Origin of the sequence: uncultured Catenibacterium sp., assembly GCF_900540665.1 — a bacterium.
GTDB lineage: Bacteria > Bacillota_I > Bacilli_A > Erysipelotrichales > Coprobacillaceae > Catenibacterium.
Genome location: NZ_UQGV01000041.1, coordinates 1 through 18920, shown reverse-complemented (window position 1 = coordinate 18920; position 18920 = coordinate 1). Strand labels below are relative to the sequence as shown.

At 33.9% G+C, this 18920-nt stretch carries 19 protein-coding genes; 7 read left to right on the top strand and 12 right to left on the bottom strand.

Annotation, left to right across the window (positions count from 1 at the left end):
• Positions 1 to 88: 88 nt before the first annotated feature.
• Positions 89 to 994: an AEC family transporter gene (locus QZQ55_RS06630; protein WP_295091395.1), complete on the top strand. Its 906-nt coding sequence runs from the start codon at positions 89 to 91 to the stop codon at positions 992 to 994.
• A gap of 91 nt (positions 995 to 1085) precedes the next feature.
• Here the strand turns inward: QZQ55_RS06630 and QZQ55_RS06625 are convergent, their stop codons facing one another.
• From QZQ55_RS06625 to QZQ55_RS06600, 6 genes are read right to left on the bottom strand one after another with little or no spacing between them, the layout of a single operon-like run.
• Positions 1086 to 1955 carry a transposase gene (locus QZQ55_RS06625; RefSeq protein WP_295091392.1) on the bottom strand — a complete coding sequence of 290 codons (870 nt, stop codon included), beginning with the start codon at positions 1953 to 1955 and terminating at the stop codon, positions 1086 to 1088.
• A gap of 60 nt (positions 1956 to 2015) precedes the next feature.
• A complete protein-coding gene (locus QZQ55_RS06620) occupies positions 2016 to 2666 on the bottom strand; it encodes a DUF6198 family protein (protein WP_295091389.1) in 651 nt (216 codons plus the stop codon).
• Positions 2666 to 3499, bottom strand: a complete 834-nt coding sequence (locus QZQ55_RS06615; protein ID WP_295091386.1) for a hypothetical protein — start codon at positions 3497 to 3499, stop codon at positions 2666 to 2668. The genes QZQ55_RS06620 and QZQ55_RS06615 overlap by 1 nt, the downstream gene beginning before the upstream one ends.
• Entirely contained in the window at positions 3486 to 4820 is a 1335-nt protein-coding gene (locus tag QZQ55_RS06610) for a patatin-like phospholipase family protein (RefSeq protein WP_295091383.1), read from the bottom strand. Before QZQ55_RS06610 ends, QZQ55_RS06615 begins: the two co-directional genes overlap by 14 nt.
• Entirely contained in the window at positions 4817 to 6259 is a 1443-nt protein-coding gene (malQ, locus tag QZQ55_RS06605; protein WP_295091380.1) for a 4-alpha-glucanotransferase, read from the bottom strand. Before malQ ends, QZQ55_RS06610 begins: the two co-directional genes overlap by 4 nt.
• 1 nt (position 6260) lies before the next feature.
• The gene (locus QZQ55_RS06600; protein ID WP_295091378.1) at positions 6261 to 6902 is read right to left on the bottom strand and encodes a lactate utilization protein; all 642 of its coding nucleotides are present in this window, start codon (positions 6900 to 6902) and stop codon (positions 6261 to 6263) included.
• 72 nt (positions 6903 to 6974) lie between these two features.
• Between QZQ55_RS06600 and QZQ55_RS06595 the strand changes: the two genes are divergently transcribed.
• Both QZQ55_RS06595 and QZQ55_RS06590 read left to right on the top strand, forming a co-directional pair.
• Positions 6975 to 7499 carry a cysteine hydrolase family protein gene (locus tag QZQ55_RS06595; protein WP_270396256.1) on the top strand — a complete coding sequence of 175 codons (525 nt, stop codon included), beginning with the start codon at positions 6975 to 6977 and terminating at the stop codon, positions 7497 to 7499.
• A 119-nt stretch (positions 7500 to 7618) separates the two neighbouring features.
• Positions 7619 to 8683 carry a branched-chain amino acid aminotransferase gene (locus QZQ55_RS06590; protein ID WP_295091375.1) on the top strand — a complete coding sequence of 355 codons (1065 nt, stop codon included), beginning with the start codon at positions 7619 to 7621 and terminating at the stop codon, positions 8681 to 8683.
• A gap of 849 nt (positions 8684 to 9532) precedes the next feature.
• Here QZQ55_RS06590 and QZQ55_RS06585 read toward each other — a convergent pair.
• From QZQ55_RS06585 to QZQ55_RS06575, 3 genes are all read right to left on the bottom strand, one after another.
• Complete coding sequence (locus tag QZQ55_RS06585) at positions 9533 to 10864, bottom strand: citrate synthase (RefSeq protein WP_295091372.1); 1332 nt, start codon at positions 10862 to 10864, stop codon at positions 9533 to 9535.
• 156 nt (positions 10865 to 11020) lie between these two features.
• Positions 11021 to 11797: an HAD-IIB family hydrolase gene (locus QZQ55_RS06580; protein WP_295091369.1), complete on the bottom strand. Its 777-nt coding sequence runs from the start codon at positions 11795 to 11797 to the stop codon at positions 11021 to 11023.
• Positions 11790 to 14132 (bottom strand): HAD-IC family P-type ATPase, encoded by a 2343-nt coding sequence (locus QZQ55_RS06575; protein WP_295091366.1) that lies wholly within the window; start codon positions 14130 to 14132, stop codon positions 11790 to 11792. Before QZQ55_RS06575 ends, QZQ55_RS06580 begins: the two co-directional genes overlap by 8 nt.
• Positions 14133 to 14801: 669 nt before the next feature.
• On the opposite strand from QZQ55_RS06575, the gene QZQ55_RS06570 reads away from it, so the two are divergent.
• Positions 14802 to 14996 (top strand): hypothetical protein, encoded by a 195-nt coding sequence (locus QZQ55_RS06570; RefSeq protein WP_295091362.1) that lies wholly within the window; start codon positions 14802 to 14804, stop codon positions 14994 to 14996.
• Between the two features lie 37 nt (positions 14997 to 15033).
• On the opposite strand, the gene QZQ55_RS06565 is transcribed toward QZQ55_RS06570, so the two are convergent.
• On the bottom strand, positions 15034 to 15186 hold the full coding sequence (locus QZQ55_RS06565) for a hypothetical protein (protein WP_295091360.1): 153 nt from the start codon (positions 15184 to 15186) through the stop codon (positions 15034 to 15036).
• Between the two features lie 261 nt (positions 15187 to 15447).
• On the opposite strand from QZQ55_RS06565, the gene QZQ55_RS06560 reads away from it, so the two are divergent.
• Genes QZQ55_RS06560 through QZQ55_RS06550 form a run of 3 tightly spaced genes read left to right on the top strand, consistent with a single transcriptional unit; the run spans position 15448 to position 17028 of the window.
• On the top strand, positions 15448 to 16026 hold the full coding sequence (locus tag QZQ55_RS06560; protein ID WP_295091357.1) for a histidine phosphatase family protein: 579 nt from the start codon (positions 15448 to 15450) through the stop codon (positions 16024 to 16026).
• 6 nt (positions 16027 to 16032) lie between these two features.
• A complete protein-coding gene (locus QZQ55_RS06555) occupies positions 16033 to 16836 on the top strand; it encodes an HAD family hydrolase (protein WP_295091354.1) in 804 nt (267 codons plus the stop codon).
• Between the two features lie 39 nt (positions 16837 to 16875).
• On the top strand, positions 16876 to 17028 hold the full coding sequence (locus QZQ55_RS06550) for a hypothetical protein (RefSeq protein ID WP_295091351.1): 153 nt from the start codon (positions 16876 to 16878) through the stop codon (positions 17026 to 17028).
• Between the two features lie 24 nt (positions 17029 to 17052).
• On the opposite strand, the gene QZQ55_RS06545 is transcribed toward QZQ55_RS06550, so the two are convergent.
• Both QZQ55_RS06545 and QZQ55_RS06540 read right to left on the bottom strand, forming a co-directional pair.
• On the bottom strand, positions 17053 to 17565 hold the full coding sequence (locus QZQ55_RS06545) for a nitroreductase (protein WP_295091348.1): 513 nt from the start codon (positions 17563 to 17565) through the stop codon (positions 17053 to 17055).
• A gap of 2 nt (positions 17566 to 17567) precedes the next feature.
• Positions 17568 to 18752: an MFS transporter gene (locus QZQ55_RS06540; RefSeq protein ID WP_295091345.1), complete on the bottom strand. Its 1185-nt coding sequence runs from the start codon at positions 18750 to 18752 to the stop codon at positions 17568 to 17570.
• Positions 18753 to 18920 lie beyond the last annotated feature (168 nt).

The window sequence follows — 18920 nt, the reverse complement described above, 5'->3', positions numbered from 1 at the left end:
GCGCAGAAATAATGATTAATTACAATATTAACATTGTTTCTTGTCTACTCTATTACTATAATTAGTCCTCAAAGAGGGGTGAATAAGTATGTTAGATTTACAGGTAGAAATATTTATTTTAGTAGGAATAGGCTATCTTATTTCTAAGCTAGGATTATTTAATAAACAGACTCGTAAACAGGTTACTGATTTAGTATTAAACATTGTATTACCTGTGGCTACTGCTAAGAGTTTCTTAATTAAACTCACACCAAGTATTATGAAGACAACTCTTGTGGTATTTTTAGTATCTATTGGTATACAGGGTCTTTATTTTATTATTAATAAGACAGCTTATAATAATCAGGAAGAAACAAAGAAAATCAACTTACAGTATGCGACTATGGTATCTAATGCAGGGTTTATGGGTATGCCATTTGCGCAGGGGTTATATGGTGATATGGGATTACTTTATGCCTGTATTTATTTGATTCCACAAAGAGTATTTATGTGGAGTTATGGTTTATCACGTTATACAAAAGCTGATTTTAAGACAATGGTGAAGAAAGTTGCATTACATCCATGTCTTATTGGGATTTATTTTGGTATAGTATTTATGATCATGTATTCATTAGGGTATACATTACCTTCTTTTGTGACTACGACTATGAGTTCTATAGGAGGATGTAATACTGCATTAAGTATGATTGTGATAGGAAGTATATTGAGTGATGTAGAACCTAGAGAGATATTGGATAAGGAATGTATTTATTATTCTTTTATTCGTTTGATTATGATTCCAGTAATTACTTATCTATGTTTGAGATGGACATCACTTGATCATATTGGTATTGGTGTATCAGTAGTATTGGCTGCGATGCCTGCACCAAGTACATGTGCAATGCTGGCAAATAAGTATGATAAGAACCCAGAATTCGCTTCTAAGCTTATTTTTGTATCTACTGCATTTTCTTTAGTCACATTGCCACTTATTTCATTCATGATTACTTTGTGAGCCAATCCGACATAATTTTAATTAAGTCGGATTTTTTTTAGATGCTTACGCATCCGTTTAAGAAGATTGATATTTAAGTCTCCACCTATTTCTAGGCAATCCTTATTCTTATAGGCGTGTCCACTTCGCCTCTACTGTATAGGATGTTTACATCCACAACGCTACTTTTACGCATGATATTTAATGCACCATTTACATCTGCATTCAGAACTTGTCCACTGGCTGTTCTATACTGTCCACGATGTATTCTCTTTCCACTGAAATGGTATTCTTCAGTATCATCACTCTTATAGACTGGTATGACATCCTTATCCCAGAAGCTGGCCTTTGATGTATAGGATTCCTCCTGCATTACAAGTATGATGCCATTCAGTTCACAGAGATATTCAAGCTTGTCTCTCAGCAATCCAAATGGAATATTGACGAAGGTCTGATTGTTTCTTCTGCCTATATTGGAATCCTTCTGAAATGTTTCATTATAACCCACAACAAGAGTTCCAATCTCATGATCGATACAGTGATCAATCACATTGCGTGCAGTCTTGTTCATGTAGTCATTTATTTTATTGTTGCGCCTGCGTGCTATTGCTTTCTGTCTGTTGGTTGGCTTCTTTCCAAAATGTTGCTTATCCTTGATGGACTGTAATCTTGCATTTTCCTTATTGAACCACTGGTTAATGGACTTCAGTCTTCTTCCATCAATGATGAATGTTTCACCTTTACTTGATACTGCAGTGACAAGATTATTGATACCAAGATCTAATGCCAGTGCATTTGTTTTATTGAGATTCCTTTGAATGCATTCAGCTTCATAGATATACTGAATTTCAAAGGACCTGGCATCTGCCTTTGGTATGATACGTATTTCCTTCACTTCAACCTTTATAGTATCGGCTTGTAGTTCGCTGCACTTGGCGGTAATCACCTGTGGTCGGACTATCTCTGACTGAATTAGTGCCATACTTGCACACAAAAAAAGGCAGATATGCATAGATGAGCATATTTGCCTATAAAATCTTCTTTATTCAACAAACTCTATTTCTGTGACAGAAGAATATAATCTAGAAATACTTGTTTCAAGCACAGCAATAACTCGACCTGTAAAAATCATAGAAATCACGGTTCCTAGTCCAATACCCAAAATGCCACCTGTAAAGACAAAGCCTATAATAAGTGAAATGATAATAGAAATACCATCAAAGAGATTCTTACCAAAACCAAATCCTTTATGACACTTTTCTCCAATAACACTTGCTAAGCCATCTGCAGGATTAGGTACTATTTTCATACCTACAGTGAGTGATGCCCCAATACCCGTAATTACAATCGCAAGAATAAGCATAGCTATACGAGCTGGAAAGCTAGAAGCGACGGGAATAACTCCATCGAATAGCTGAATAAAGAGGCTTGTGACAAGACTGGTTGGAATCTGTAAGAATTGAAAATAATCAAACTTCTTACCGAGTAAAATCCATTGAATAATGACAAGTAAAACATAATAGATAAAAGTCATTACACCAATAGGAATATGCGTGAGATAGGCGATATTATAGGCTACAGAGATGATGGGTGACACACCTAATTGTGTCTTTGTGTTGAGATCAATACCACAGCCTAAAATCAATAATCCAAGAAGATAAATTCCAATTCTTTTGTAATTCAGTTCCTTCACTATTTAACTCCCTTTGAAAAACTATGCATGCTTGTCATCTGCTTCTGTAATTCTAGATCATCTCTTTTGATCCATTCAGCTACTGCATCATCCTTAGATGTATGAACGGATAAAACATGCACAGTATCGTGATTTTTTTCATTCTCAATATAATACTTATGGAAAATATTTTCTACAAATTTTTTAATATCTTCTTCTGATTGATAATGAAGATCACGATAATCAAAGGTAGAGTATTCTCTTTTTGTTTGTATACGATAATGTTTGACTTCTGATACAATCCAATAAATTCCTCTATTTTGAATCTTCTTTGAGATATGACTGATTTCAATAGATATAGGGTCCTGTTTTTCCTTACATTCTAAAACAGATTCATCTAGAGTACGATATAAAACATAAGTGTTCTCATAATCACCTTTAGACGTTTTAAAGCCATCACGAATCATTCCTAAACTCTTAAAGCCTACTGTATCTAAAACTGTCTTTAATGTTTTAGTGACTGTATTTAGTTGCATAATTGCATAGCCAGCTTTAAATGCCTGTTCCAAAGAGTCCTTAATCAGACTATCTAGTTCTTTCTTATAGTCAGCTTTAATTGCATATGAACAGGTTGCAATATGCTTACAATGTCCTGTTCCTAAAGATTTAATCAAATAAGCACCTACTAATAGATGATCATCAAGCATCACACCACAATATGATGCTGATTCAATAAAATCATCAAGAACAGGCGTGTCTTCTTCAAGATAAAGTCCTGTTTCAATCACTTCATTAAAAAGAGTAACAACTTCTTTTATATCTTCTTTCTGGCATTTCCTTTTAATGATGTTCATTTGATCCACCTCCTATTAATATATAAATCAATGAAGCCATCATTAGTTCCTTTTTACAGAACGTATAATACGACTTCATATCCATTGCTTCCTTGTATTTCATTTGATGTAGAAAGAATCCCACAATTGATTCTCTGTTAAGATGATTTTGTAAGAAAGATAGATTCACCTTTGTCAGACTTAATTCTTGAGGGAAATAATCCTTCTCCATATATTTCTCAAATGCATGACGAATCATATTTTTGTATTCTTCAAACGCATAAACCTTTAAATCATCAAAGCCCATTAATTCTCCAATAAAATCTAAAGTAATATATGTATAGTCTTTGAGATTTAAGATCATTTGATGATTGGCTTCTAATAATAAAGATGTCAGTTCTGAAGAATTACTATTAAAGAATCCTCTCATTTCTTTTTCCATCATTAATAATTGTTTATAGTAATCATGAAATACTGTCTGATTTGAAGGAAGAAAAGTATACTGATTACCTTCATAATTTCCAAATAGCTTATAAGCCATTAAGTAGCCCAAACGCTTATTTCTTTCTAGTGCATCCTTATTAAAGTCCATAAAACCACCTAAATCAACTGGTGGACATGAATAAAGAATAGAAGGACGATTGATATATTGTGGATGGACTGGAATAAGATGCATATCCACTACGACTATTTCATCGGCACCCATATCTAAGGCAAGATCAATAGGCAGGTTATCGCTAAATCCCCCATCAATATATTTATTACCATTTATTTCTGTCATTGGAAAGACAGGAAAGCAGGCACTACTTGCAAGTAAATAATCAAGCATATGTCCTCTTTCCATTTCAGATTTTGTCTTATAACACGCTTTCATGCTTGGAAACTGCACTGTACATATACCAAAATCAATAGGTGAAGATAATAAGCGTTCTTCATCCATTAATCCACGACAATGTTCGACAAAAGGTGTATTGTCTGCCCCTTTGTTTTTGAAATAGTATCTTAAAAAAGATTGTGCCAGTGATGTCTGCTGGGCAATGGATTCTTTAAGTTCAGACAAGTTACTTCCCTCTTCCTTATTAAATAAAGAAGTTGTCATAAAGTCATCTTTTAAATCAGTCAAATCTGGGGCATTATTAAAGACATGATCCATATCTAATATATTCCATGTATACTCTAATCCTTCATAGTCTCCCATAGCGACTAACGCACCATTAAGAGCACCAATAGAAGTTCCTGTCACAATATCAAAATGTTGGTTTAATTCTTTTGCAGCAAGTAAGAAACCTGCTTCATAAGCACCTTTTGATCCTCCGCCACTTAATACAAGAGCTCTTTTCATAGAGTTTCATCTCGATTCGTATCATGAATGATTTTCTTCATGAATTTCATTTCCTTATTTAATTCTGTAAAGCGAGACATCTTCCATTCCCAGTTAGGAGATCCAATTGTACCTGGAGTATTAAAACGTGATGTTTCTGGTTCTCCTAGAAGATCCCATACAGGAATAATGACAGACTCAGCAGGAAGATCCATACAATAATGAATCATTTGACGATGTTTCTTACGTTCTTTATAACCTTCAAGAAGTAAATCTACTTCCTTTGCTGTATCTTCATCAAGATTACTATACCATCCCATTAATGTATCATTATCATGTGTACCGCTATATACAACAACCTTATCAAAATCAAATTCATCCTTGTAATGGAACTGGAAAATATACATACCCTTGAAATTATAATGATCTCTTAGTTCATACACTTCATCTCTTAATAATCCTAAATCTTCAGCAAGAATATGTGTATCTGGATATTCTTCAAATAATTTGTCAAATAGTGCATAGCCTGGTGCTTCGACCCATTCCCCTACTACTGCAGTAGGTTCTGATGCTGGAATCTTCCAATAAGTATCAAATCCACGGAAATGATCAATACGTACTTCATCATAAAGCTTATTTGCACTATGAATTCTATCAATCCAGAACTTGAAATTTGTCTTTTCTAGATGATCCCAGTCATAAATAGGGTTACCCCATCTCTGTCCAAATTCACTAAAATAATCAGGTGGTACACCTGCTACAAATGAAGGTGTGCCATCTTCCTCTAATAAGAAGTCTTCCTGATCTAACCAGCAATCAGCACTATCTAATCCTACATAAATAGGCATATCCCCTATAATCATAATACCCTGATCATTCGCATATTTCTTTAATGCATACCACTGTTTAAAGAAATAGTACTGTAAGAACTCCTGATAATTGATTTCTTTCTCAAAAGGTAATAATTCAAAAGATTGATGTTTAGGGAACTCCTTATATTCCTCATGCCACTCTGTCCATGGCTTTCCCTCGTTTGTTAATTTAAAGGTACGAAATAATGCATAACCCTCAACCCATTTATTGTCTTCCACAAACTGCTTAAAATCATCATTAAATTCAAATCTTTTATAAGCGAGTCTTAATAAATTTTCTTTATGTGCACGTACAGCTTCATATTCCACTGTTTCAGCCTGTTTATTAAATGTTTTTAGTTCTCCTTTTTCAAGTAATTCATCTTTAACTAAGTCTTCTAAATCAATATAAAGTTCATCACCCGCATAAGATGAATAAGGCTGATAAGGTGAATTACCATATGCTAAAGGATTAAGTGGTAAGATCTGCCAGATCTTTATATCTGATTTCTTTAGTTGATTCACAAATGTATATGCGTTCTTTCCAAAATCTCCTACACCATAAGATGATGGTAGTGCAGAGATAGGACATAGTATTCCTGCTTTCATATTAATAACCTAACTCCTGTCTCATAATAATTACATGAATTCTATCCTTGTTTCCCTGGCGTGCAAGTTTGACATAAGATGCACAGATTCTTTGATCTGCCATACAGTTCACACACTTACCAGCAACAGCACAGCCTGTTTGACGGTGTAATCTGATTGCATTCGCTGGTGCTGACACGTTCTTTATATGATCAATGGCTTCTTCTTCTGATTCAAAGATCTTATTGACACCTGCAACGACATAAACATCCTTAGGTCCATAAATCATTGCGGCCACTCTATTACCATTGCCATCAATATTATATAAACAGCCATCTGTTGTCATTGCATTGGTACTCGTTAAATAAATATCCGCATTAAATGCTTCATGATGTATTGCGTTGATTTCTTCTTTAGTTAATCCTTTAGCATAACGATCAAGGAACTTGACATCACTTGCACGCACTAAATCTAATACATGCATTTCATCAAGTGACATAGAGCCACCTACTGCCACTACCTTTTGGTCCTTGAAAATTGTCTTAAAATAATCATGAAGTTCTTCTTCAGTATTAAATACTTCACAAGACATGTTATTTCTTTCTAATGATTTCTTTAATCTTTCAATTTTCAAATCATACATACCCAATAAATTCTTATCCATAAAAAACACCTCTCTGTCCCCTATTATAACATATGAAAGTGGTTTATAATAAATAAAAAAGGAGGTTTCATCATGAGTAAGAAACTACTAGTTGTTGTAGATTATCAGAATGATTTTGTGGATGGTGCACTTGGATTTGAAAAAGCAACCAAAATTGCCCCTTATATCATTTCATTAGTAAAGAAATATGAAGAAGAAGGTGAAGATGTCTGGTTTACTAAAGATACACACTTTAATAACTATCTAGAAACACAGGAAGGTAAGAATTTACCTGTTCCTCACTGTATCTCGCAGACTAAAGGACATGAACTTTATGGAGAATTGCAGTCTTTAAGTAGAAATCATACAGTGATTGAAAAAAATACTTTCCCATCTTTAATGCTTGCGAACTTATTAAAGGATACAGCTTATGAAGAAGTAAGAGTAGTAGGAGTAGTGACTGATATTTGTGTTATTTCTAATTGTATTATGATTAAGAGTGCGCTTCCTGAAGCTTTAATTGAAGTAGATACAAAAGGATGTGCTTCTTTTGATGAAAACCTAGAAAAAGCAGCCTTGACATTATTAGAAAAGAGTTTACAGGTTAAAGTGATTTAGTGTTATTTTTCTGTTTTCCATAAATTATATAAATTGTTTTGTATTATTTCCTCATTTTGTATTGCATCTAGTAAATGATAGTACTATAATGAGAACAATTCTAAAGGGGGATTTTAATAATGGAAATCAAAGTAGAAAGAGCAAAGACTCTTAAAGAAAAGCCAGATCAGTCAAATCTTGGCTTCGGTAAATATTTTACAGATCATATGTTTGTATATGATTGGGATTCTGAAAAAGGATGGCATGATGCACGTATTGTACCATATGCTCCAATTCAGATGGATCCAGCTACAATGGTCCTTCACTATGCACAGGAAACTTTTGAAGGATTAAAGGCTTATCGTGATCCTGAAGGAAATGTTCAGTTATTCCGTCCAGAAATGAATGCAAAACGTATGAGAAACTCAAACAAACGTTTATGTATGGCTGAATTACCAGAAAAAGACTTCGTAGAAGCAGTAGAAACTCTTGTTAAGTATGAACAGGATTGGATTCCTACTGCACCTGAAACTTCTCTATATATTCGTCCATTCATGTTTGCGACTGAACCAGGTGTTGGTGTTCATCCAGCCAATAAATATAAATTTGTTATTATCTTAACACCAGTTGGAAACTATTATCCTGAAGGTGTTGCACCAGTTAAGATCTGGATTGAAGATGAATTTGTAAGAGCTGTTAAGGGTGGTACTGGTTTCACTAAATGTGGTGGTAACTATGCTGGTTCACTTGCTGCTCAGGTTAAAGCAGAAGAACATGGTTATACTCAGGTATTATGGCTAGATGGTCAGGAAAGAAAGTATGTTGAAGAAGTTGGTTCTATGAACATCATGTTCTTAATCAACGATACAGTAGTCACTGCACCTCTTGAAGGTTCAGTACTTCCAGGTGTTACAAGAGATTCTATGCTTACAATTCTTCGTGACTGGGGCTATAAAGTAGAAGAACGTCATCTAAGTGTTGATGAATTAATGGAAGCAGGACGTACTGGTGCTTTAAAAGAAGCTTGGGGTACAGGTACTGCAGCAGTTATTTCTCCAGTAGGTGAATTATGTTATAAGGGTGAAGAAGTTCTTATCAACGACTTCAAGACTGGTGAATTAACTCAGAAATTATATGATACTTTAACAGGTATCCAATGGGGTAAACTTCCAGATAAGTTCAACTGGATTCATAAAGTAAAATAATCAAAAAGCGCTTCGGCGCTTTTTTTGTGCTTATAATTAAGTAGTCTAGAATGAAAGTATAGGAAACTCTTTTTCGAGATTGACAGGAGAATGCACGATTAGAATCCATCAAGGAAAAACAGAACTATCTCAATAAGCTGACCAAAAGACAATAACACATAAGCGCAACAATAGAATCAAAGACTACAGCACGCATTGTGATTAATTACTATCTTGATAATGATATAGCAATACTTGTTATGTGCTATAACGAAACATTTCAAAAGGATTCCTATATAAGTAAAAGCAAGCATCAGAGTTTTGTTGATATCCCCTATGAGATGCTTCAAGATAAGCTTGAATATCTCTGTAAATAAAATGGCATCCTGCTTGTAATGTAGGAAGAATCGTACACCTTAAAGGCAAGTTTTTGGGATAAGAGTAAAGAATACCATTTCAATGGAAAGAGAATACATCGTGGACAGTATAGAACTGCTGATGAGAATGTACTAAATGCAGATGTAAATGGTTGCGGATACAAGTATCCTATACGATAGAGGCGTAGTAGACACGCAATAAGAATAAGGATTGACTCACATTAGGTGAAAACTTAAATACTAAGAAACTAAAAACTCCGACTTAATTTTAAAATTAAGCCGGAGTGGTTTATTTGCTGTGTTTTCCAATAATAAATACAGCAGCTCCAATAATTATGATTAAAGAACCACATATTGTCAATAAATAGGAAACAACCATATATTTCTCCTTAAGAGGACAACATCCTTATAAAGATAGTAACATTTATTGGTTCAAAAGTGTAGTGTTTTTATTGAAAACAAAAGAAAAAATGCGATTTTAGTCGCACTTTCCCTATCTATCTTCGATATTTTTATATTCTTTAAGTTCTCCCACAAATTTAGTGGCAGGGCTAACAATTCGTCCACTATAAAGCTTAGATTCAATATTATGAGCGACCCACCCTACTGTTCTTCCAATTACAAAGAGTAATGTATAAAGATCTTCAGGAATACCAAGCATATCATATACTAAACCACTATAGAAATCGACATTTGTACAAACATGAATTCCTTTTCTTTTATAGATTTCCTCAATCGCAATAGCTGAGAATTTTCTATAAAATTCATATTCATCATGTCTGAATTTTTCATATGATAGTTCTTCACATTGTTTTGCTAAGATTTCACTACGTGGATCACTTAGTGTATAAACGGCATGTCCAATACCATAAATAAGTCCTGTATGATCATTAAAGTCCCCATCTAAGATGTCCTGGACTATCTGTCTAATACGAAGTTCTGAAGCTTGTATACCAATTTCGTTAATAACAAGTTCCATCTGCTTCTTAACAGCTAAATTTGCCCCACCATGCTTTGGACCTTTTAGAGAACCAATAGCACCAGAAATAGCTGAATAAATATCTGTACCAGTAGAAGATATAACAACATTTGTGAATGTAGAGTTATTACCTCCACCATGATCAGCATGTAAAATAAGTGCAGTATTAAGAACTTCTGCTTCCTTGTTTGAGAATGTACCATCTCTTCTTAATAAATATAAAATCTGTTCAGCAATAGAATAATCATAATTCTGATGATGAATAATCATAGATCCCTTATCAAAATGATGTACCTTTGATTGATATGTATAGCTAACAATAACAGGAATCTTCGCAATCAAATCAATTCCCTTATATAATGTTTCTAATACGCCTACATTATCTGGATCATCATCATAGCTATAAAGCATCAATACTTCTCTTTGTAGCTTGTTCATCAGATTCTTCTCTGGATACCCTAAAATATTCAATTCCAGGTATCTTTCAGGCAAGGTGTAATGATCACTGATCATCTTCTTAAAGTGCTCCAATTCCTCTCTATTTGGTAAATAGCCAAATAGAATTAAGAAGCATACCTCTTCATATAGGAAACGGCGTCCTTTTCCATTTTCCACAATGTCTTTCACATTGATACCACGATAATACAATGTACCATAGTCATCAACTTTTTCACCATCAACCTTCTTGTACCCCACTACATCTGATATATTTGTAAGACCAACTAATACACCAGTACCATCTTCATTACGTAAGCCTTTCTTTACAGAATACTTCTTATAAAGTTCGCCAGGAATAGCTGTCTTATCTAAAGATTTTTTAAAACAATCTTTTATATTCTGATCCATATCATCAACTCCTTTTTGAAGGTTGAATCTATTCTATCACATTATTTATAGATTGTATACAAGTATTCTTATTAATATCTGAACTTTATTTAGCTGTTTTATAATTATCTATACTTATATTTGTCTTATATATAAAAAAAGAAGGATTACTCCTTCTTAATCAATCCACCCAAAATGACGGCATACATATTCTATACCATCATCTGTAGAATCTTTTGTGACAAAGTCTGCTTTTTTCTTTAATTCTTCTACACCATTGCCCATCGCAATAGATGTCCATTCCTTCTTAAACATCACAAGATCATTCTCACCATCACCAAAGACAACAACATCTTTAATATCAGCCTTTAAATACTCCATCATCTTGATGATGCCCTTTTCTTTTGCATCATGCTGATAAGTGAGATAAGGCGATACAAAGCGAATATGACCTACTGTATCTCTTAATGTAAGTTCTTCTTCTTTATCTTCTGGAATCGCAATATAAATCTTATAAATGTCCTTTAAGTCGTCATAGTTTAATGACTTATCAAGAATATAACGAGTTGGTTCTTGTCTTTCTCCAACTTGTTCAATGAAACGTTCATCCTTCATGACAACATCAATACTATCATTAACAGCAACTAATATTCCAAAGCCTTTTTCATCTGCTTCATGAATTAGTGCAAGAGCCTTTTCTCTGTCTAATGGACTATTAGTGACTAACTCATCATTATAAATTAAAGCAGCTCCTCCATTAGATACAAGATTATGAATACCAAGCATCTTAGCTGTTTCTTTTGTCTTATAATAAGCACGACCTGTCGCAATCGCTACAAAATGCCCTTTATCCTGTAATTTCTTGATTGTTTCTAATGCACTAGGTACAGGAATACCTGTTTGAATATCTGTCAAAGTGCCATCAATATCAAAGAAAAAATATTTTTTATCCATGCTTCTCCCTCTTCCAATGTCTATATTCAGTTATGTTATCTAATGCTTTTGTGATAAGTGCAACTAAAAAATAAGCAACAACACATTCAAAAGCTACTACTATAATAACACGTAAGTCTGTAATAGGATACATATAAAAATAGGTTGGAATTGCATAAAGACAACCAATAGTAAGCAGAATATTTAAACCTATATTAAACTTTCTTAAAAAATTGAGTGGTTTAGAAACCTTAAATAATACAATAAAGCTAATAAATATAGTCACTAAGAAACTATATGTAGAGAAGTATTTCGCATTTAAGAAGAACATCCACTTCAACAAGAAATTGAATAATACAAGCACTACAACACTTAAAGCACATGGAAGTGCTGTATGAATAACATGAGTGAGGAATCCCTTAGAATTCATTGTAGTATCATGTTCAAGAGTAATAATGAATGATGGTAATCCTATTGCCATACCACTTACTAGAGATAACTGGAAAGGCGTAAATGGATAAGTGAGGCAGAAGAATCCAAAAATCAGGCTAAGAATTGTAGAATAAATAGTCTTAGTTAGATATAATGAGCTGACCTTTTCAATATTTGCGATAATGACACGACCTTCGTTTACAATTTCCTTCATTGAACTGAAGTTAGAGTCTAATAATACAATATGTGCTGCCTGCTTAGCTGCATCTGCTCCATTGGCCATCGCAATGCCACAATCTGCATCCTTAATCGCAAGTACGTCATTGACACCATCACCCACCATACCTACTACATGGCCATTTTCCTGGAAAGCTTTGATAATCAATTGTTTCTGTTCTGGTTTAACACGACCAAAGACACATGTCTCTCCTAATACCTGTTTCATTTCTTCTACAGTATCAGGAAGAGTGGAAGCATCCATGTAATGATTTGCCCCATCAAGCCCTGCAAGGGTACATACACGAGAAACTGTAAGAGGGTTATCTCCTGAAAGAACCTTGATAGAAACGCCCTGAGATTTAAAATAATCGAATGTATCATGGGCATCTTCTTTGATAATATCACTGATCGTAATTAAACAGACTGGTGTTAAAGAATGATAGTGACCTTCTTCTAAATAATCTGCTTCACCTAGCAGTAAAACACGCAAACCAAATTCTGAATAACCGCTTACCTGATCTAATATTTCCTTATTATTTGTTAGAAATTCAGGAGCACCTAATACAAAAGAATGATCATTATCAAAAGTAATTGCTCGATATTTACGTTCTGAAGAAAATGGCACTTCCACCTTCTTATGGTACTTATCATTTTTAGTGAAGTAATTCATCAAAGCCTTCTGTGTAGGATTGATATCATCTACCAGAAATGCAAATGAACCCATAATATCATTAATCATTTCACGAGTATATTGATTACTAATAGGTACGATATGCTTCACTTTAAGTTCACCCGTTGTAATAGTACCTGTCTTATCAAGACATAATACATCTACTCTACTTAATGCTTCAATAGATTCCATCTGCTGAACAAGTGCTTTCTTCTTTGCAAGACGACCAACACCTAATACAAAAGATAAAGAAGTAAGAAGGACTAGTCCTTCAGGGATCATACCAATAACGCCCCCTACCGTTTTAACTAATGCTGTATTAAAATCGTTAGGCATCGCCTTATATTGTGATCTAAATAGCAATATTCCCACAGGCACAATAATAATACTCATAACCTTGATAATCTTCTCAATAGAATCTCTCATCTCGCTAGATGCAAGATTCTTATGTTTAGCTTGGTTTACTAGCTTTGTAGAATAGTTTGCATTTCCTACACGGATTACTTTAGCATAACCACTTCCTGCCACAACAAAGGTTCCTGCATAGATTTCATCATTTTCCTTCTTTTTAACTGGTACTGATTCCCCAGTCAAAAGAGATTCATTGATTTCTAATGCATGATTTTCTATAACCTGGCAGTCTGTACCAATCTGATTACCCGCCTGTAAGAAAATAATATCATCCATAACTAGTTCTTCTACAGGAACATCAATCAAAGTACCATCACGTAATGTTTTTACTTTCTCTACAGTCACAACACTTAATTGATCAATTGTCTTCTTGACCTTAAATTCCTGAATAATACCAAGAATAGTATTCGCTATCATGACACCAATAAATGTAAGATTCTGTAATTGTCCTGAAATCAGAATTAAAACAGCAAGAAATATATTTAAAAAGTTGAAATATGTAAGCGTATGCTGCTTCACAATTTCTTTTTTAGTTTTAGAAATAGATTGACCTGTATAGTTTACCTGCCCTTGCTGTATTCTTTCTTCTACCTCATTTCGTGTGAGGCCTCTTATTTCATTCATATCCACCACTCCTTAATCTATTGGTCTATATTAACAGACAAAAGTGTATTATTTGTGTACTTTCACCTTAATTTTTTCTTAAATAACAGATATAATAAACATATCTTTCAATGAAAGGGGTTATATTTATTATGAAACATTTGTATATGATGTTAAAATTGGCTTGTTTCCTAGACTTTTTGCCCCTTGTTACTGATTTGTTACTAGTTTAGTACCTACACAGTGGCGCATCATATATTTTATAACGCTCCTTTTTAGTATTAAAAACATCGAAATTAAAATGCAAAAACTATCATTGTTTACTGATATTTTTTATATAATATTCTTATAAAAGTATCAATATATATTGACATTTGTATAATTTTATGATTTACTATAATAAAGAAAGGAGGTAAGGAAAGTGGAAAAGAAGTTAAAAAATGCTTCGAATATTGGACCTATTCGAAGCGCTAGTGATTAAAATCATTTCCTTGATTGGGTGGATTTTGATTCTAATCAAACTATTTAACTAAGTAGGTTGAGAGGCTTGTCCTCTCCTCCTATCACTATTATAAAACCACTTTTCAAAGAAAACAATGGAAAAATTAATTTTAAAAGCTATCGAATTGATTGGACTTATTGCAGTATTGGTATTCTTGATTTCAAAATTATTCTAAGGAGGATCAAATCATGTCAACTGAAGCACAGAAGAAAGCAAGTGCAAATTATGCTAAGAAGATGACAAAATGCGTTAATCTTGCATTAAACAAAAAAACTGATGCAGATATTATAGAAAAGCTTGATAGTGTTGATTCTAAAATGGGATACATTAAGAAGCTTATCAGAGAAGATATCGAAAACGCCAAAAAGGACCAGAGTCAATAGCCCTGGTCTTTTCTCTTGATTAACTCCTAGTCCCTTTCTATTTTGCTTCTGTAACTGCCTCAGTTTCTTCTATGGTATAGCCTTGTTCTTCAAACCACTGTGCCACCCATTCATCATAAACATCAGCCTCACCATAAGCAAATTGAATACCTGCAGCACTGATACCACAGTAATTTTTAGCAGAAATCAATAAGGTAAAATTATGAGAGGTTCATGTAAATTATAACAAACCAAAATTTTTATTTTTTCTTATGTTAGAGAGTCGGCAGCAGTCGGTTTTCTTGTCATATTATGCTATACTGATTATGTTAGTGTGTGAAATACTTGAAATGAGCCTACTCATGATAATGAGATAACAGACGGCTTTCTTGTTGCTGATTTGTTACTAGTTTAAGGTTTCAGAGTGTTTCAAACCCCTAAAAAACCGCATAAATACAGGAGGAAAATTATTATGAAACATTTGTATATGATGCGCCATGGACAGACTTTATTTAATGTGCGAAGAAGAATTCAGGGATCATGTGATTCTCCATTAACTGAACTCGGTATTAAGCAGGCAGAAGCTGCAAGAGAGTTAATCAAGGATGTTCCTTTTGATCATTATTATTCTAGTACAGCCGAAAGAGCCTCTGACACGCTAGAAATAGTAACAGAGGGTAAAGTACCTTATACAAGAGTAAAAGGTCTTAAAGAAAGAGGTTTTGGACTTTTTGAAGGAGAAAGTGAAGATTTAAATCCTCATTTTGACAATTTTAACTATGATGACTTATTTCCACATTACGGTGGTGAAACAACAGAAGATGTAAGACAAAGACTTGTAAAGACATTAACTGAAATCATGAATAAAGAAGACCATGAAGTAGTTCTTGCAGTTAGTCATGCAGGTGCTTCCCTGGGATTCTTTAGTGCTTTTAATGATCCACAGATCATTTTTAATTCTGGAGGATTTACTAATTGCTGTATTCTTCATTATACATATGACAACAATGAGTTTAAATTTGTAGAAATATTAAGACCAGAGGTAAAGTAGATATATATGAAAGAAAAAGTATTATTTTTTGATATTGATGGTACACTTGTAGATAACGCTTATGGGGTGGACGAAGTACCTGAGGGTGTAAAAAGAGAACTTAAAAGAATTCAAAATGAAGGTCATAAGCTTTTTATCTGCAGCGGTCGTCCTAAAGCCATGATTAACCAGCAGTTTCTTGATTTGGGTTTTAATGGTTATGTTCTATATCACGGCGGTTATATAGAGATTGATGGTGAATCTATCTTTGAAGAGAGAATGGATACAGAACTTGCGACTCAGACAGTTGATATGCTTGAAGAACTTCATTGTGATTATATGATCGAAACAGCACATCATATATACATTGATAAGCGTTATATGGAACTCTATACGTTCTTTAAAGATCTTGGCATGGAAGAGATGTTCTCTATGGATTTTGACCGTGATGATGTCTTAAAACGTGCTATTAAGATAGAAGCCAATGTCACAAATAAAGATAAACAGAAGGTCAGTGACTATTTAGACGGTAAGTTTGGTACTACTATCAGTTTCGATCAGCATGGCAGTGATAATTCTTTTGAATTCTTTTCTCCTACAATGAGTAAAGCAGTAGGAATTAAAAGGGTTATAGAGCATTATGGTTTAGATATTAAAGATACCTATGCATTTGGTGATGGGCTCAATGATATTGAAATGATTCAGCTATGTCAGGTAGGTGTAGCTATGGGAAATGCAGTAGATGAATTAAAGGCACAAGCCGATATTATCTGTAAGCCTATCGATAAAAATGGATTAGAAGATATTCTTAAGACATTATTCCCACAATAAGCAGTTTATCTTTAATACACTCTTAAGGATGTGAATGTTATGAAAAAAGACAACGATAAATTTGAATATTATCTACCTATCGGAATAGGTGTAGGTCTTATATTTGGTGTCTGTTTTGATAATATAGGAATAGGTATCTGTTTAGGTGTCGGCGTAGCTGGTATCCTCTCTTTGTTTCCGGCAAAAAAATAATCCTCCTTGCGGAGGATTTTTTCATTATTCGATTGTAATCACACGATGATCAAGACGTGGTGCAGCTTTTGGAAGAACTCCATCCGCAAATCCTATAATAACATTGCCGATTCCTTCATAGTCTTCCTCAATGCCCCATTCTTTAAGAAGTCTCTGACCTTCTTCACTTTCAAATACTTCTTTCGCACGATGAATCCAGCAAGAACCAAGTCCTAAGCCATGTGCTTCGTTCAACATATTGCCAATCGCAAGTGATCCATCATATATATATGTAGGATATTCTTTCTTTGATAAAACGACAATAACGACAGGCGCACCATAGAAAGGATCTTTATCACTTCCCATAACATCAGCATTAAGTTTTGATAAATGATCTCTCTTTTCTTTATTTTTTACAACGACAAACTTAACGCCTTGTCTTCCCATTCCTGTAGGTGCATATAAACCTGCTTCTACAATACGTTCAATATCTTCATCACGAGGCATTTCAAGTGTATATTTTCTAATACTTCTTCTCGTTTTTAATACATCTAACATATTTAAACCTCCTTCTTATTTACATTCTCAACAGTAATAATCATCACGATTGTACCTACTGCACTTAAAACCAGCCCTAAGAATAACGTTTCATACACTCCCATATTATCTAATAAGATACCACCTAGGAAGCTTGCAAGTACACCTGATACAGTCATACTTGTAGTTACTAGTGCCTGTCCTTTAACGGCATCTTTTGCATCAAATAATTTATCTACATAGTAAACTGATGCTGGAATAAATAATGCATAAGCTAACATCTGAGTTGCCTGAGCTAAATAGATCATAATCATATTTGTCGCAAAATAAGTGAGTGTATGTTTAAGTGTAAAGAATATTGCGGAAATGATGATTGTATTTTTGATATTGATTTTATTTTTATACTTTTCAAATAAAGCCATTGTAGGCAATTCTAACATTGCAGCTAAGAATACAGCATTTCCCATATCTCCTGTATTACCACCAACATTTTCAATTACAGTGATAAAGAAGTTATTAATGATAGTATGATCAAAATATACGAGTACAAATCCAGCCAAGAAAATCATGAATTTAAGATGCTTCTTAATAAAAGCACCCGTATTTTCTTTTTCTACTATTTTCTCTTCAATCACTTCATCAATTTCCTCTTCTGGCATCTTAAATGAGCGAATAAGAGGTAAAATACCTAAAAATATAACAATATAAGCAAGTGGCATTAAAGTTGGACTTACAGCCTTTACAACGTTTCCTAATACAAGTGACGCAAGTGCATAAGCGACTGATCCAATACCACGTGCTACACCAAACTTAACATCAATACCCTGCTTCTGGAATGCGAAAGCAAGTGAGTTAACTAAAGGCATTGTTGTATAAAGAATTGTAGAAACTGCAATAAATAAGAATGCAGCCAGGAATGTTACCTTGCTTGCAAGCATAAGTAGTACGGATAAGATACTGCAAAGACCAAACATGATCATTAAGACCTTTTTCATTGATACGTTTGATTGATCTACAAATCCTCCAAGTATTGGCTGTGCGATACTTGTAAGAATATTGGCGATTGCAAGTACAATCCCAATTAAAGATGAACTCATGCCAATTGATCCTAGATATACGGCAGCATAGCCCATCACAGTACAGAAGCCTACAAAGTAGATTCCCTGTAACATCGAGTATTTGATATTAATACTTTTTGTTTGTTCCATTATGATGTCTCCCTTACATATGATAAATCTATTATAACAGAGTAAAAAACGATACCGTAAACTCTTACATATTATGAAAATAAAAAACTCAGGATTTCTCCTGAGTAACATTCAATGGCGCAGGTTGAGGGATTCGAACCCCCGCAGGACGTTAATCCTCTGTCGGTT

Excerpts from the sequence above, each read along its gene's own strand:
- QZQ55_RS06595 (WP_270396256.1), top strand. The coding sequence starts at position 6,975 with ATGAGTAAGAAACTACTAGTTGTTGTAGATTATCAGAATGATTTTGTG.
- QZQ55_RS06560 (WP_295091357.1), top strand. The coding sequence starts at position 15,448 with ATGAAACATTTGTATATGATGCGCCATGGACAGACTTTATTTAATGTG.
- QZQ55_RS06625 (WP_295091392.1), bottom strand. The coding sequence starts at position 1,955 with ATGGCACTAATTCAGTCAGAGATAGTCCGACCACAGGTGATTACCGCC.
- QZQ55_RS06615 (WP_295091386.1), bottom strand. The coding sequence starts at position 3,499 with ATGAACATCATTAAAAGGAAATGCCAGAAAGAAGATATAAAAGAAGTT.
- QZQ55_RS06630 (WP_295091395.1), top strand. The coding sequence starts at position 89 with ATGTTAGATTTACAGGTAGAAATATTTATTTTAGTAGGAATAGGCTAT.
- QZQ55_RS06580 (WP_295091369.1), bottom strand. The coding sequence starts at position 11,797 with ATGGATAAAAAATATTTTTTCTTTGATATTGATGGCACTTTGACAGAT.
- QZQ55_RS06610 (WP_295091383.1), bottom strand. The coding sequence starts at position 4,820 with ATGAAAAGAGCTCTTGTATTAAGTGGCGGAGGATCAAAAGGTGCTTAT.
- QZQ55_RS06600 (WP_295091378.1), bottom strand. The coding sequence starts at position 6,902 with ATGGATAAGAATTTATTGGGTATGTATGATTTGAAAATTGAAAGATTA.
- QZQ55_RS06570 (WP_295091362.1), top strand. The coding sequence starts at position 14,802 with ATGTCAACTGAAGCACAGAAGAAAGCAAGTGCAAATTATGCTAAGAAG.
- QZQ55_RS06590 (WP_295091375.1), top strand. The coding sequence starts at position 7,619 with ATGGAAATCAAAGTAGAAAGAGCAAAGACTCTTAAAGAAAAGCCAGAT.
- QZQ55_RS06550 (WP_295091351.1), top strand. The coding sequence starts at position 16,876 with ATGAAAAAAGACAACGATAAATTTGAATATTATCTACCTATCGGAATA.
- malQ (WP_295091380.1), bottom strand. The coding sequence starts at position 6,259 with ATGAAAGCAGGAATACTATGTCCTATCTCTGCACTACCATCATCTTAT.
- QZQ55_RS06540 (WP_295091345.1), bottom strand. The coding sequence starts at position 18,752 with ATGGAACAAACAAAAAGTATTAATATCAAATACTCGATGTTACAGGGA.
- QZQ55_RS06575 (WP_295091366.1), bottom strand. The coding sequence starts at position 14,132 with ATGAATGAAATAAGAGGCCTCACACGAAATGAGGTAGAAGAAAGAATA.
- QZQ55_RS06545 (WP_295091348.1), bottom strand. The coding sequence starts at position 17,565 with ATGTTAGATGTATTAAAAACGAGAAGAAGTATTAGAAAATATACACTT.
- QZQ55_RS06555 (WP_295091354.1), top strand. The coding sequence starts at position 16,033 with ATGAAAGAAAAAGTATTATTTTTTGATATTGATGGTACACTTGTAGAT.
- QZQ55_RS06585 (WP_295091372.1), bottom strand. The coding sequence starts at position 10,864 with ATGGATCAGAATATAAAAGATTGTTTTAAAAAATCTTTAGATAAGACA.